The organism is Thermobacillus xylanilyticus (genome assembly GCF_907165215.1).
GTDB lineage: Bacteria > Bacillota > Bacilli > Paenibacillales > Paenibacillaceae > Thermobacillus > Thermobacillus xylanilyticus.
The window spans coordinates 22002-34773 of the sequence record NZ_CAJRAY010000083.1 but is presented as its reverse complement, the minus strand read 5'-3'; the positions used below and the strand labels follow the sequence as shown (position 1 = coordinate 34773).

At 64.9% G+C, this 12772-nt stretch carries 10 protein-coding genes; 2 read left to right on the top strand and 8 right to left on the bottom strand.

Annotated elements, in window-relative coordinates; all coding sequences use genetic code 11:
* Positions 1–557 precede the first annotated feature (557 nt).
* The 7 genes from KJQ12_RS15480 to KJQ12_RS15450 form a co-directional block, all read right to left on the bottom strand.
* Positions 558–2282: an ABC transporter ATP-binding protein gene (locus tag KJQ12_RS15480; protein ID WP_213485681.1), complete on the bottom strand. Its 1725-nt coding sequence runs from the start codon at positions 2280–2282 to the stop codon at positions 558–560.
* Positions 2248–4080 (bottom strand): ABC transporter ATP-binding protein, encoded by a 1833-nt coding sequence (locus KJQ12_RS15475; protein ID WP_213485679.1) that lies wholly within the window; start codon positions 4078–4080, stop codon positions 2248–2250. The genes KJQ12_RS15480 and KJQ12_RS15475 overlap by 35 nt, the downstream gene beginning before the upstream one ends.
* A complete protein-coding gene (locus tag KJQ12_RS15470; protein WP_244860645.1) occupies positions 4077–5279 on the bottom strand; it encodes an MFS transporter in 1203 nt (400 codons plus the stop codon). The genes KJQ12_RS15475 and KJQ12_RS15470 overlap by 4 nt, the downstream gene beginning before the upstream one ends.
* Before the next feature lie 28 nt (positions 5280–5307).
* On the bottom strand, positions 5308–7389 hold the full coding sequence (locus KJQ12_RS15465) for a multicopper oxidase family protein (protein ID WP_213485675.1): 2082 nt from the start codon (positions 7387–7389) through the stop codon (positions 5308–5310).
* A 188-nt stretch (positions 7390–7577) separates the two neighbouring features.
* Entirely contained in the window at positions 7578–8933 is a 1356-nt protein-coding gene (locus tag KJQ12_RS15460) for a sensor histidine kinase (RefSeq protein ID WP_213485673.1), read from the bottom strand.
* Entirely contained in the window at positions 8926–9609 is a 684-nt protein-coding gene (locus KJQ12_RS15455; protein ID WP_213485671.1) for a response regulator transcription factor, read from the bottom strand. The genes KJQ12_RS15460 and KJQ12_RS15455 overlap by 8 nt, the downstream gene beginning before the upstream one ends.
* Positions 9610–9652: 43 nt before the next feature.
* Positions 9653–10015 carry a winged helix-turn-helix transcriptional regulator gene (locus KJQ12_RS15450; protein WP_244860644.1) on the bottom strand — a complete coding sequence of 121 codons (363 nt, stop codon included), beginning with the start codon at positions 10013–10015 and terminating at the stop codon, positions 9653–9655.
* A gap of 168 nt (positions 10016–10183) precedes the next feature.
* On the opposite strand from KJQ12_RS15450, the gene KJQ12_RS15445 reads away from it, so the two are divergent.
* Both KJQ12_RS15445 and KJQ12_RS15440 read left to right on the top strand, forming a co-directional pair.
* Positions 10184–10954: an SDR family NAD(P)-dependent oxidoreductase gene (locus KJQ12_RS15445; protein ID WP_213485666.1), complete on the top strand. Its 771-nt coding sequence runs from the start codon at positions 10184–10186 to the stop codon at positions 10952–10954.
* A gap of 17 nt (positions 10955–10971) precedes the next feature.
* On the top strand, positions 10972–12402 hold the full coding sequence (locus KJQ12_RS15440; RefSeq protein WP_213485664.1) for an MFS transporter: 1431 nt from the start codon (positions 10972–10974) through the stop codon (positions 12400–12402).
* Between the two features lie 6 nt (positions 12403–12408).
* Here KJQ12_RS15440 and KJQ12_RS15435 read toward each other — a convergent pair whose 3' ends face one another.
* Positions 12409–12771, bottom strand: coding sequence for an MmcQ/YjbR family DNA-binding protein (locus KJQ12_RS15435; protein ID WP_015255645.1), 363 nt, complete (start codon positions 12769–12771; stop codon positions 12409–12411).
* Position 12772 lies beyond the last annotated feature (1 nt).

The window sequence follows — 12772 nt, the reverse complement described above, 5'->3', positions numbered from 1 at the left end:
CGACAGAACAATTAACATTCCAAAAGTCCGATAAGGACCGCAGCGCGGCAGCGCGGCATTATACTGCTGTAACGTGGTATGCACGTTACAGCAGTTTCTGCTCGGTTCCGCGTGACTCTGTAACGTGGTATCCACGTTACAGCGGCTTCTGCTCGGCTCCTCGTGCCTCTGTAACGTGGCATACACGTTACAACAGCTTCTGTCCGGTTCCGCGTGACTCTGTAACGTGGTATCCACGTTACAGCAGTTTCTGCTCGGTTCCGCGTGACTCTGTAACGTGGCATACACGTTACAACAGCTTCTGTCCGGTTCCGCGTGACTCTGTAACGTGGTATCCACGTTACAGCAGTTTCTGCTCGGTTCCGCGCGCCTCTGTAACGTGGTATCCACGTTACGGCCGATTCAATACAGCTTCTGTTTGGCCAGTCGCAGAAAAAAGCCAGAGTACTCACGATGGAGTAGTCTGGCTTTTATCACCGGGTTATAGCTCGCATGATACAGGCAACCCCGCCTAAAGCAGCTTCTGCTGCCGGATACGACGCAGATGCGCGGCCAACTCAGCCCGCCTCTTGCATCTGCCGCCGCCACAGCCGGGCGTACAAGCCGTCCGCCGCGAGCAGTTCGTCATGGCGGCCCTGCTCGACGATCCGCCCCTGATCCAGCACGACGATCCGGTCGGCGTGCCGCACCGTCTTCAGCCGGTGGGCGACGACGATCACCGTCCGGCCGCGCACCAGCCGGTCGATCGCCTGCTGGATCTCCGCTTCGTTCTCGGGATCGAGCGAAGCGGTCGCTTCGTCGAGCAGGATGATCGGCGCATCCTTCAGCAGCGCCCGGGCGATGGAGATCCGCTGCTTCTCGCCGCCCGACAGCGTGCTGCCGCCTTCGCCGACCAGCGTGTCGTAGCCGTCCGGCAGCTTCATGATGAAGTCGTGGCAGCCGGCGAGCCGCGCCGCTTCCTCGATCTCTTCGCGGGTTGCGTCGCGCCGTCCGAACCGGATATTGCCGGCGATCGTATCCTCGAACAGGTACACGTCCTGGAACACCATCGACACCTTCTGCATCAACGCTTCCGGGTCCATGCCGCGGACATCTTCCCCGCCCATCGTCACCGTCCCCCGATCCGGATCGTAGAACCGGGCGATGAGCCGCAGGACGGTGCTCTTGCCGCTGCCTGACGGACCGACCAGCGCGGTGAAGGACCCTTCCGGAATGCGCAGGCTCACGTCCCGCAGGATCGGTTGATCCAGATAGCCGAACGTCACCCCTTTAAGCTCGATCGCGTGGCGCTCGGGCGGCTTACGCTGCCCCTGCATGGGCGGCTCCCGCAGCAGCTTCACCATCCGTTCGCCCGCCTGCCCGATATAGCGGAACTCCGCGTAACCGGCCAGCGCCGTTGTCAGCGGATCGAAGATGCGGGTGCCGATGATCAGGAACGCCGCGAACGTGATGACGTCCAGGTTGCCGCCAACGAGCAGATGGACGCCGACCATGACCATCAAGGTCAGACCGGCGCGGACGCAGCCGATCGCGCTCAGCAGAATCGGTCCGAGCGTCCCTTCGAAACGGATGCTCTGCCGCATCAATTCCCGGAAAGACCGCTCCAGCCGGACGAAGCGCTCGCCCGTCATGTTGTACGCCTTGATCACCTTGATCCCGTTCAAATATTCCTGCAGCCGCCCGCCCGCGTCGATCTTGGCCTGCAAATGCCGCAAGCCGAGCCGGCGCTGAACGCCGGACGTGAGGACGAGCAGCAGAACGGCCGCCGGCAGCGCCGCGAACAGGGAGAGCGCGAGACGCCAGTCGAAGAACCCCAGGCCGATGAGTGCGATCACCGGCATGGCGGCGCCGGCAATCATCTGCGGCACGACATGGGAGATGCCGTGCTCGACCATCGAGAAATCGCTCGTCATCATGTTGGCGAGCTCACCCGGATCGCGCCGGTTCAGGTACCCCAGCGGCAGTTTCCGCAAGTGCTCGGCCAGCCGGGAGCGCCCCTCCACCGCCGCGCCGTAGGCATCGCGGTATTGCGCGCGGTAGGCGGGAATTTCGCAGACGAACAGCAGCACCATCGACAAAACCAGCCCGCCGCACACCCACCAGAGCCGCTCCGCATCGAGCGGAACGCCGGGATGGACATACGGAGTGAAAATCAATCTCGCCGCTTCCGTCAGCAGCGCGAACGGGAGGATGCCCGCCAGGTACGCCAGCGCCGTGAGACAGACCGGCTTGATGAGCGAGCGCGGATTATCCACCGTAATGTTGCGAAGCATGCGGCGCATCGGCGTCCACCTCCCCCTTGCCCAAATGCCATTGTGCGGCCTGCCGATAGGATTGCCACATGCGCGTGTACAAGCCCCCGGACGCGAGCAGCGCTTCATGTTTGCCCCGCTCGACGATTCTGCCGTCCTCCATCACGAGAATCTGGTCCGCGTCCCGGATGGTCGACAGGCGGTGCGCGATGACGAGTACCGTCTTGTCCTTCATCAGCGCCTTGAGCGCGAGCTGCATCTCGTGCTCGTTCTCCGGGTCGGCGAAGGCGGTCGCTTCGTCCAGAACGAGGATCGGGGCGTTCTTCAGAATCGCCCTGGCCACGTTGATCCGCTGCGCCTCGCCGCCGGACAGATGGACGCCGCCTTCCCCGATCCGTGTGCCGTATCCTTGCGGCAGCTTCTCGATGAACGCGTGGCACTGCGCGGCCTGCGCCGCGGCGTACACCTCTTCGGGCGCCGCGTCCGGCCGGCCGACCGCGATATTGTTGTACACGGTGTCGGAGAACAGGAACGAGTCCTGGAACACGAAGGCGACGGTGTCCATCAGATCGGCGGTCGTCATGTCGCGGATGTCCACGCCGCCGATGCGGACCGCCCCCATGTTCACGTTCCAGAAGCGGGGCACCAGATGGGCGACGGTCGACTTGCCCGCCCCCGACGGCCCGACGAGGGCCGTCACTTCCCCTTGCCGGGCGGTGAACGAAATATCCGCCAGCGCGTCCGTATCGGTCGGTTCCGTTCCGTACGAGAAGAAAACATGATCGAACGTCACGTCGAAGGACGCCGGCCGCCGCGGAATCTCGGGTTCCGGCAGCGGCGGCTCCGCCAGGATGCGGTCGAACCGCTCCACGCCTTCGTTGATCAGCCGGGTATTCTCCATCAGGTACATGAGCTTGAACATCGGGGCGGCGATGCCCGGCGCCATGACCAGGAAGAACAGTACCGCGGAAGCGGCGGTAATGCTCCCCGGATCGCGGTTCAGCAGGAACACGCCGACCGGCAGGATGAACGCGGCAAGCGAATTCAGGATGACCTTGAAGGTCAGGTTCCCGTTCTGAAACAGTTGCGTCAGCATGACACCGTGGTCGCGGTAGCGCACCATGTCCTGGTAAAATTGCCGGAACGAATGCACCGTCTGCCCGAACACCTTGACGGCCGGCATGCCCCGCACATACTGCACGGCGGAAGCGTTCATCCGCTCCAGCGCATCCAGAGCCGACTTGAGGGTATTCCGCGTCTTCGGACTGGCAAAAGACAGAAACTGCGCCGCGACGCCGATCACCATCGGCAGGATGCACGCGATCGCCAGCCAGACGTTGAACGAGAACATGACGGCGATCATCACCATCAAAGTCACCGCCGCGTGAACGAGATCGGGCAGTTGGTGCGCGATGAACAGTTCAACCCTGTCCACGTTGTCTTCCAGCGTCTTCTTGACGGCCCCCGTCGAGCGGCTGCTCAACCATCCGAGCGGCAGCTTGCCGATATGGCCGGCGAGCCTGATCCGGAGGCCGTACAGAATGCGGAACGCGGCGATGTGCGCAATCAGGCCTCCCGCGTACGTCGCGGCCAGGCCGGCCGCGAAGCCGGCGATGGCGATGACGCCCCAGCGGATCATCTTCGCTCCGTCGGCCAGCGCCGGGGACGCCGCGTGTTCCAGCAGCTCCCGCAGGATGAAATAGACGGACACGTACGGCATCAGCATGCAGACGGCGCTGACCGCGGAGAACAGGCCGGCGGCGATCAGCAGTCCGCGCTTCTCGCCGGCGATTTCGAGCAGCCGCGCGAACCCTTTCTTCCCGGTCATTTCACCTCCCCCCCGACCGAAGCAGGAGTCGGAACGTCCGCCCTTCTCCTGGCGAAACCGGCGAGCAGCGTAAGTCCGATCAGCAGCGCGCAGATCGAATACGGCGCGTTCATATGGGCCGTGTACATCGCCGTCCCGGCGGCCGGCCCCACGAAGGCCCCGCTTCCCTGGATGGCCGTAACGAAGGAAGCAACGCCGCGCTGCTCATGATCCCGCACCGCGACGGAAGCGCTCGAGCTAAATCCCAGCAGGGCGAACCCGAAGCCGATGCCCGCCGCGATGAACAGTGCATACGTGAGCTTAAGGAGCGACAGCAGGCCGACGAGCGCAAGGGTGAGGATGGCCAGGCCGATGCGCAGCATCCGTTCGGGGCGCCGCTTCATATATTTGCTTGCAAAAATTTGGGTCACCACCACCATGCCCCCCGCCGCCGCCAGCCCGTAGCCGATCAGCCGCGTCGTCGCTTCCGCGTTCAGGCCGAGCGAATCCTGGATGAAGAAGCCGATCGTCACCTGCAGGATGTTCAGCGTCACCGTAATGAGCAGCCCGGCCCACAGGTAATAGCGGATGCGCGGATCGAGCGGCGACAGCCGGGAAGCCGAACGCTCCCGCTGAAGCTCCGAATCGTTCGGAACCGCGAGCCACAGCCAGATTTTCATGACGAGGAGCAGGGCGGCGGCGGCATACATGGGCGCGGTCAGCCCGACGGAAGCCATGACGCCGCTCATCGCCGGCCCCAGGACGAAGCCGAGCCCGTTCGCCGTACCGAACAGCGCCATGCCGCGCGTCCGCGTCTCCGGCGTCGTCCAGCTCATGATGTAAGCCTGCGCGATGGCCGGAATGCCCCCGAAGAAGAAGCCCGAGACGATCCGGAGCGCGAGAAAGATCCAGAAGAGGCCCGGCGCGGACTGCGCCTGGCTCGCCGCGTAATCGGCCAGCCAGGCGAAAGCCGCCACGGTCGCGACATAGGCGAGCATGACGAGCATAAGCAGCCGTTTGCTGCTCAGGAAAGCCGCCCTGCCCCAGAAATAGCCGCCGAGCAGCCAGAACAGCCCCGTCGCGGACACCAGACATCCCGACTGGAATTCGCTTAAGCCCAGATCGCGGGAGAGCGGACCGATGATCGGGTTGAACACCGCAATCGAGAGGACGCCGCTCAGGACGATCAGAAACATGACGATAGAATGGGGTTTCAACACCCTTCACCTCCAACGCGAATCAATTCGCTCATTCCGGCTGGTTGACGGTCGCGCCGCCGATTTCGTACGGAGAGTAATAGCCTTCATAGGCGACATGTGCGGACATGCCGACGGCGGCGTGGTCGAGATTGTGGCAATGGTCCATCCAGATGCCGGGATTGTCGGCCTCGAACGCCACTTCGTACCGTTCGCCGGGCGCCACGTTCAGCGTGTCGGCGATCCACGGACTGCCGGTGACGGCCTTGCCGTTCCGGCTCAACACCTGGATGTGGTGGCCGTGCAGGTGCATCGGATGATCCTCGAAGCCGCGGTTGGCAAGCGTCATTTTCACCAGCTCTCCCTCGCGGACCATGAACATCGGCGCATCCGGGAAAACGCGGCCGTTGATCGTCTGCACGAAATTGAACTTCCCGTTGTAGAAGCCGAGCCGGTTGTCGAAGACGAGCGTGTAATGCCGGTCATAGCGGGTATCGGGACCGAACTTCGCCGCGGCGGGCGTCCCGTAGGAAGCGGGATCGAACACCGAATCCGCGGCGGCGTCCGGCGGCAATCCCTCATCCGCCGGGCTGAGCACGAGCGCGCCGCTGTCCTGTGCGAACGGTCCGCCGCGGCGCGCGACGCCGACGGCCGTCTCCGGCATCACGAACGTCACGTCGTACCGCCCGCCGGCCGCCAGCTCCAGACGGGCACCGGTCAGGTCGCCCGGCTCGTGAAGATCGGCGCCGTCGATCGCCGTCACCCGGAACGGAACGCCCGAGATGTAAACGGATGCCGGCAGATTCCCGGCGTTCACGAACCGGAGCCGGACGGGCGTGCCGGGTTCCGCCTTCACGCGCCGCAGCCGGTCCGGACCGCCCAGGGTCACCGTCGTCCCGTTCTCGGTCTGCCAGTCGTGCAGCATGACCGTAAGATCGACCGCCGGCTGCGCCGGCGCTTCGTCCGGCTCCACGATGATGACGCCGTACAGCCCCATCTGCACCTGCCGCGACGATTGATGGTGGGAATGATACCAATACGTTCCGGCCTCATCGGCCACGAACCGGTAGATGTGCAGCTGTTCCGGCATGACGGCGTCCTGCGTCAGGCCCGCGACGCCGTCTTCGGCGTTCGGCACGTCGATGCCGTGCCAATGGATCGTCACGCCGGCGTCGACGTCCCGGTTGTACAGGGCGACTTCGACCAGTTCCCCTTCCTTCACGCGCAGTTCCGGACCGGGCAGCTCGCCGTTGAACGTCCAGGCTTCCCGCTGCTCGCCGGAAGGCAGCGTCACCATCGTCTTCTGCGCCTCCAGGTAGAAATAGCGGTCGGGCAATGCGGACCGGGGACCGGTCAGCTCGGCGACGCTCACCGGCTGCGCCGCGGCAGCGGCGTGACGGGCATGCCCCCCGGCGTGCCCATCGCCGGCCATGCTCATCCGGTCCGGCACGCGGCTCGCCTGCGCCCCGAGCACGTACCAGATGACGAGGACGGACGCGGCGGCCAGCACCGCTCCCCCTTTCCGGTACAGCCGCGCAGCCCGTGTCCCCTGTTCCGGCACGCCGGAGTTCGCGAGCCGGCGGTGCCGGTTTCGAAGCTCGATCCAGAGCAGGCAGGTCCAGGCGGCGAACACCGCCCAGACCGCGAGGATCTTGCCGACCGGAAGCGGCCATTCCGCGATGAAGAACTGCTGGATCACCGACAGGAGCGCGCCGATGTACGCCAGGCAGACCGGGAACGCCCAGAGCGGCTCGGCCGCGCTGAGGCGCGCTTGCGGCGAAGGCGGCTCCTTCGGCGCTCCGGCCGCCGCCCGAATGTCCGCCCGAATCGCCTTCGCGGCCGGAATCGAGCACCACAGCACGGCCGCGGCCGGGATCAGCAGCATCGGGAGCTGCGCCACCGCTTTGTCTTCCACGACAATCCAGCCCGCCGTCGCCGCGAGCTGAACGGTTGCCGCCAGCTTGACGAACAGGATCAGGCCGCCGATGCAGATCAAGACGAGCGACGTCCGCAGGCGGGAAGCCATTTTTCCCGTCGTCGGCGCAAGGCAGACCCGGCCCGCGCACATGGCGGCGAAGCCCGATGCGACGGCAAGCAGAATCGTCGATGCGAATTGAACCATTACCCAGATCATGGACGACCTCCCTCTCTCTCCAGTCCCAATGCGGCATGCTCCCTGCGATACTACGCCCGCTTCATGAACGCAATTTGAACGAGATGGTAAATTCTGTAACCCCCAAGCCGACAAAAAAACCGCCTCCCGCATTTGCGGAAGACGGTTCCTCCTAAGTATTCCATTGGCCCGCACGTTGGCCCGCGCGGTTACACGGCCGGCAGCATCACGGTGACCACCGTGCCTTCGCCCGGCGTGCTGCCGATCTCGACCGTTCCCTGGTGCAATTCGACGACGCGCCGCACGATCGCAAGTCCGAGCCCGCTGCCGCCCGCATCGCGGTTGCGGGATTTGTCGGCCTTGTAGAAGCGCTCGAAGACGCGCCGCAGATCTTCTTCGCCGATGCCGATGCCCGTGTCCCGGAAGACGACGCCGATCCCGCCGTCGCCGGCTTTCAGCTCGATGAAGATTTCGCCGCCTTCGGGCGTAAATTTGATGCTGTTGCCGAGAATGTTCAGCCAGACCTGGTTCAGCAGATCTTCGTCCCCGCGAATCTCCGTCCTCGGAAGATCGAGATGAATGTTCAGCCGTTTCGCCGCCCATTGCGGTTCCGCGGTGACGACGACGCGGCGCAGCTGCCGGTCCAGCCGGACGGTCGACGGGTGGAACCGGAAATGGCTCGAATCGATCGCGGCCAGCCGGAGCATGTTCTCGCTGAGCCGGGACAGCCGCATGCTCTCCTGCCGGATAATGTCCAGGCAGCGAAGCTGCTCCTCCTCGCTGAGACCGCCGCTTTGCAGAATGGAGACGTAGCCGGAGATGGACGCGAGCGGGGTCTGGATTTCGTGGGACACGTTGGATACGAATTCCTGCCGCATTTTCTCGACCTGGCTGATCTCCTCCGTCATCTGCCGGAATTGCTTCGTCAGGATGCCGAGCTCATCCTTGCTCTTCGTCTGAAGCGACAGGTTGTAGTCGCCTTTGGCCACCTTGCGGGTGGCGGCCGTCAACGCTTTGAGCGGCTTGATCACGATTCTCGTGAAGAGGATGAATTTGAAGCTGCCGATCAGAAGCGCGGTCAGAATGAACACGGCCGTGACGCCGGCCATCAGCCGCACGGCATCGGAGCGTTCCGGGCGGATGACGAGCGCCAGCGTCCCCTCCGCCGTCCGAACGGGGAACCCCATGTACAGACTCGTCGGCAACGGCCAAAACGATGCCCGCTTCACCACTTCGGCGCCGTCCAAGACGAGCCGGATATCCTCGTCGGTCAGCAGCGGCTCTTCCGTCCTTCCGTAGGCGTGGCGCAGACCGCTCCGGTCGTAGACCCACAGGGATGCCCCCTGGTCCCCGGACAGCCGCTCCAGATAGGGGCCGCGCTCGTCCGCCGCAAGCCGGGGGTAGACATCCGCGATCATTCCGGCGCGCGCCGCGTACGCGTCCCGGACGGACCGGTCGACTACATCCCGGAACAGATACGCCGTGACCGGAACGGAAAGGGCGAACCCCACCGTCAGGGCGAGGATGAAGATCATCAAGATTTTCAGGTTCAGACTCTTAATCATGGCTTTCCATCTCCAACCGGTACCCGAGTCCGCGAACCGTCACGATGCGGAACAGATGGGTATAGGCGGCGAAGCGCTCCCGCAGCCTTTTGATATGAACGTCGACCGTCCGCTCGTCGCCTTCGTGGTCGAATCCCCAGACCGTCTCGATCAGTTGATCGCGCAGGAAGATCTGGCCGGGATAGCTGGCAAGCTGATACAGCAGCTCAAACTCCTTCGGGGGCAGATGCACATTCACGCCGTCCACCGATGCCGTCCCCTGCAGCCGGTCCAGCTTGAGGCTTCCCAGTACGATCCGCTTGTCGGCCGCGATCCGGTACCGGCGCAGCACCGCCTTGATGCGGGCCACCAGCTCCGGCGGGTCGAACGGCTTCACGAGATAGTCGTCGGCGCCCAGGTCGAACCCCTTCACCTTCTGGCTGGTCTCGTGCTTGGCCGTAATCATGATGATCGGCAATTCCGGACTGATCCGCCGCAGTTCGCGGCACAGATCCCATCCGTCCATGACCGGCATCATGACGTCCAGCACGACCAGATCCGCGGGCGAGCGGTCCATTTCCTCGAGCGCCTCCTGTCCGTTGACCGCTCCCCGGACGCGGTACCCTTCCCGGCTCAGGACGAACAGAATCATGTCCAGCATATTCGCATCGTCTTCCACGACAAGCACGCTTGTCACGGGCTTCCCCCTCCTTGCGCCTCCGGCCGGCAGACTTCCCGCCTCACTCGCGCTCCCGCACGGGCTCCTGACGCTCCGCCCGAACCTTGAGATGCGTAAATCCCCAATCGCACATGGACTTCAGCAGGGAAGAGAGCGACCGGCCGTGCTCCGTCAGCGAATATTCCACGCGCGGCGGAACTTCGGCATATACCTTGCGGTGGATGAGCCCTTCCTGCTCCAGTTCCCGAAGCTGCGCGGCCAGCATGCCCTGCCGCACTTCCGGGATAAGCCGCCGCAGCTCGCCGAACCGCTTCGTCCCCTCGTACAGCAGAATGAACAGGATGAACGGCTTCCATTTGCCCCCGATCACCCTGAGCGTCGTCAGAATCCCCTGCGTGTCGGCGCCGTCCAGCCGTTTTTCCACCTTGCAGGCCCCCTTTCCCATGCACGTATAAAATATCACACCGACCGGATTTCGGACAGATGCGCGCGGATGGTACGGAAATTCGGACCAAGTCTGAAAAAAATGCGTACTTTTCAAGCCGTGGCGCCGTGCTGATAATGGGACGTGAATCCGAAGGGAGGAAGAGGCATGAACATTTCCCTGGAAGGCAAAGTCGCGCTCGTCACCGGCGGCGCACGCGGCATCGGACTGGCGACGGTGCGCGCGCTGGCGGAGTCCGGCGCGCGGGTCGCGGCCACGTCCCGCGATGGATCGGACGCCCTGCACGAACTGTCTTCCGCCTGGCCGGTGGTTCACATCCCGGTCAACGCGGTCTCCGAAGCCGGCGCCGGGCAGGCGGTCGCCGAGACGGTGGCAAAGTTCGGCAGACTGGACATCCTCGTGAACAATATCGGCGCGATCGACGCAAAGGCGGGCGCCGATTTCACCGCGCTGGCGGACGATGAATGGGGCAGGATGCTTGAAGTGAACCTGATGAGCGTGGTCCGCGTGACGCGCGCGGCGCTGCCTCATCTGTGCAAGAGCCGCGGCAGCGTCGTCAACGTCTCCACCATGAACGCGATCATGCCGAATCCGAATCTGATCGCCTACAGCGCCGCGAAAGCCGCAGTCACGAACCTGACGAAGAACCTGGCCTTGACGTACGCGTCGCAAGGCGTCCGCTTCAACACGGTGGCGCCGGGACCGACGAGAACCGACATGTGGGCGGGAAGGCTGCCCGAACCCGCGACCGAGGAAGCCGTGCGCAAGTTCGCCCTGGAGCGCGGCATCGCGCTCGGCCGGTTCGCCGAGCCGCATGAAGTGGCGAATCTGATCGTCTTCCTGGCCTCCGACAGCGCCGCGATCATCACCGGAACGGACAGCATCATCGACGGCGGTCTGGTCAAGACGATCCACTGAGGCGGACAATGATCGCGATGCGCACTCGATCCAAAAACACGGCAAACGCGGCGCTGCTGCTGCTCTGCGTCGCGCAGCTGATGGTGCTGCTGGACGCCTCCATCGTGCAGATCGCGCTTCCTTCCATCCAGCAGGAGTTCGGCGCCGCGTCGGGCCGGCTGCAATGGATCACGACGGCGTACACGCTCTGTTTCGGCGGATTTCTGCTTGTCGGGAGCCGGCTGGGGGATCGGTTCGGCCGGCGGCGGACGCTGGCCGCGGGGGCGTGGCTGTTCGCCCTGGCATCCGCGGCGGCCGGGTTCGCGCCCGCCTTCGGGGGGCTGATCGCGGCGAGGGCGCTGCAGGGACTCAGCGCGGCGCTCATTGCGCCGATGGTGTTCGTGTTTGTCGCGGCGCTCTTCCCGGAGGGGCCGCCCCGCAACCGGGCGATGGGAATTCTCAGCTCCGTGTCGGCGGTCGGGTTCGTCACCGGGCTCATTCTCGGCGGAACGCTGACCGAATGGTTCGGATGGCGGGCCGTGTTCTTCCTCACGGTGCTGACCGGCCTGCTCGTCGCGGCCGCGCTGCCGATCCTGCCGGCCGATCGGGCCGGCGACCGGCGGCCGCTCGACCTTGCGGGCGCGATGGCGGCGACGCTGGGCATCGGCTGTCTGGTGCTCGCGCTGTCCGAAGGCGGAACGATGCGGGATGCGTATTGGACCGTCCTGCTGCTGGCCTTGTCCGTCCTGCTGCTTGCGCTGTTCGTCCGGATCGAGCGCGCGGCGGCGCATCCGCTGCTGCCGCTGAACCTGCTGTACGGGCAGGCTTTCTCCGGAGCGGCGGTTGCGGCGTTCCTGTTCGGCAGCGTGATCGGCCCGTCGATTTTCATGCTGACGCTGTACATGCAGCAGGCGATGGCATTCGAGCCGCTCCGGGCCGCCGCCGCTTTCCTCCCCCAGGAGCTGACCGTCATTCTTGCGGCCAATCTGGCCGGAAGATGGATTTCCCGCTTCGGGACAAGGCCGGTCCTGCTGGCGGGAGCCACGGCTTTCGCGCTCGGGAGCTGGCGGCTGTCGCAGCTTGCGGCGCAGGATGCGTATCTTGCCCATATCCTGCCGGGAACCGTGCTGATCGGCATCGGGGTCGGCTGTATCATGGTCGGCTCCTCCGTCGCCATGACGAACGGTCTTGCCCGCGATGACCAGGGAGCCGCCGCCGGCCTGTGGAATGTCGCGCCGCAGATCGGCGCCTCCGTCAGTCTGGCGATGCTGGTGTCCGCGGCCGGTTGGGTTTCCCGCGGGCAGCTGCTCCACGCCCCGCAATCCCCGGAGGCGCTGGCCGGCTACCGTGCCGCGTTCGCCGCGCTGCTCATCTATACGGTGATCATCGGCACGGGAATCTGGCTGCTGCTGCGCCGCCCCGCCCCGGCCTGCCGGGATCGGGCGGCGGGTTCGCGGAGCATGGAGTAGCGAATGTCATCCCGGCGGCTTCCTGTATTTCTTCGGCGCCCTGCTCAAATACGCGTCTTCGAGCACGCCGGCGATCTCGTCCCATTCCGCGCCGCGGTCCAGCCGCAGGCCGATCCAGCCGAGATGGCCGACATAAGGCGGAACGAAGTAAAGGTCCGGGTTCGACTCCGTCAGCACGGACTGCATGCCCGGCGGGGCGGAACACCAGAGCGCGATCCGTCCGTCTCCATGGTGGTTGACCCGGTATTGCGCGAAACATTTTTTGCCGTCGATGAAGAAAGCCGGCGCCCCGTGGCTGATCCGCTCGCTCGTCCCCGGAAGGGACAGGCAGCGCGACCGGATCCGGTGGAACAATTCCTCCCTATCCATG

What these genes read in the sequence shown, in the direction of transcription:
- KJQ12_RS15440 (WP_213485664.1), top strand. Translation starts at nt 10,972, where the DNA reads ATGCGCACTCGATCCAAAAACACGGCAAACGCGGCGCTGCTGCTGCTC.
- KJQ12_RS15435 (WP_015255645.1), bottom strand. Translation starts at nt 12,771, where the DNA reads ATGGATAGGGAGGAATTGTTCCACCGGATCCGGTCGCGCTGCCTGTCC.
- KJQ12_RS15465 (WP_213485675.1), bottom strand. Translation starts at nt 7,389, where the DNA reads ATGATCTGGGTAATGGTTCAATTCGCATCGACGATTCTGCTTGCCGTC.
- KJQ12_RS15480 (WP_213485681.1), bottom strand. Translation starts at nt 2,282, where the DNA reads ATGCGCCGCATGCTTCGCAACATTACGGTGGATAATCCGCGCTCGCTC.
- KJQ12_RS15445 (WP_213485666.1), top strand. Translation starts at nt 10,184, where the DNA reads ATGAACATTTCCCTGGAAGGCAAAGTCGCGCTCGTCACCGGCGGCGCA.
- KJQ12_RS15475 (WP_213485679.1), bottom strand. Translation starts at nt 4,080, where the DNA reads ATGACCGGGAAGAAAGGGTTCGCGCGGCTGCTCGAAATCGCCGGCGAG.
- KJQ12_RS15460 (WP_213485673.1), bottom strand. Translation starts at nt 8,933, where the DNA reads ATGATTAAGAGTCTGAACCTGAAAATCTTGATGATCTTCATCCTCGCC.